The organism is Rhizobium sp. BR 317 (genome assembly GCF_047445835.1).
GTDB classification, from domain to species: Bacteria; Pseudomonadota; Alphaproteobacteria; order Rhizobiales; family Rhizobiaceae; genus Rhizobium; species Rhizobium paranaense.
In genome coordinates this window covers 1-655 of record NZ_JARWLB010000196.1, presented here as the reverse complement: position 1 = coordinate 655, position 655 = coordinate 1, and the positions used below count along the sequence as shown (strand labels likewise).

Here is a 655-nt window from a genome sequence, read left to right as displayed (position 1 = left end):
ACCCTCACCGAAGTCGAAGGCGAGGACGGCTACCAGCTGATCTGGTCCCGCCMCAACCGGGACTAGGACCTCGAGGCCCCGCCCATCGGGCGGGGCCTTCTCGGACTCTTCAGCTCATCCACATCCGCTATCGGATGAAAATGGATGGAACAATGGATACCGCTGTGTCATACCGTTTCGGATGKAAACGGATGGGACATTGCATGACGGTTCTCGATCTCTCGACACTGCGGATAACGCCCGAGATCCTCTCGCTGATCGCTGAGATCGACGAGTTCAAAGGCGCTTGGCGCGCACTTGGCCGCATTGCGCCCGATCGCCTGTCCAGCCTGCGCCGGGTTGCGACGATCGAKAGTATTGGATCGTCGACCCGTATCGAGGGCGCAAAGCTAAGCGACCGCGAGGTCGAAAGGCTGCTCGTAAACCTCCGGATCGGCTCTTTCTCCAGCCGCGACGAACAGGAGGTCGCAGGATATGCCAAGGTGATGGAGACGATCTTCTCAGCCTTCGACGCGATCCCCCTCAACGAAAATCACATACGCCAACTCCATCGGGATCTGCTCGCGCACTCGACGAAGGATGAGCGACACCGGGGGGATTGGAAGACCCTTTCCAACAATGTCGAGGCTTTCGACGAKAACGGTCTGAGCCTTGG

Annotated in this window: 1 protein-coding gene; it reads left to right on the top strand. The window is 59.1% G+C overall.

All coding sequences use genetic code 11. From position 1 onward, the window contains the following. Positions 1 to 203: 203 nt before the first annotated feature. Positions 204 to 655 (top strand): Fic family protein (locus tag QD357_RS32760; protein WP_414126158.1); only part of this gene is annotated, 452 nt, incomplete at its 3' end.